The sequence below is a fragment of the Cellulomonas sp. GbtcB1 genome, assembly GCF_019091725.1.
GTDB lineage: Bacteria > Actinomycetota > Actinomycetes > Actinomycetales > Cellulomonadaceae > Cellulomonas.
On record NZ_JAGXJG010000513.1, the window covers coordinates 1 to 239 of the forward strand.

The 239-nt window shown below is 75.7% G+C and carries 1 protein-coding gene; it reads left to right on the forward strand.

The window, feature by feature from the left end; genetic code table 11:
• Positions 1–45: 45 nt before the first annotated feature.
• Positions 46–239: hypothetical protein (locus tag KVT14_RS21220; protein WP_217617374.1), on the forward strand; the 194-nt coding region annotated here is incomplete at its 3' end.

The window sequence follows — 239 nt, forward strand, 5'->3', positions numbered from 1 at the left end:
CCTGATCACCCCCGGGCGCGGGCGCGGGGTGGCAGCATCCGGTGCATGCTGGACCGCCTCGCGCTCGTGCCCGGCAGCGCGCCCGAGCACGGCGCGTTCTTCTGGGAGCCGTCCGTGGACGGGGTGCCCGTCCGCCGGCTGCTCCACCTGGGCGTCCGCGGGCTCGGTCCCGTCGCGGAGAACGTGCCGGTCTTCGTGCACAGCTGGCCCTTCCCGTGGGTCGGTGACGTGCTCGCGCT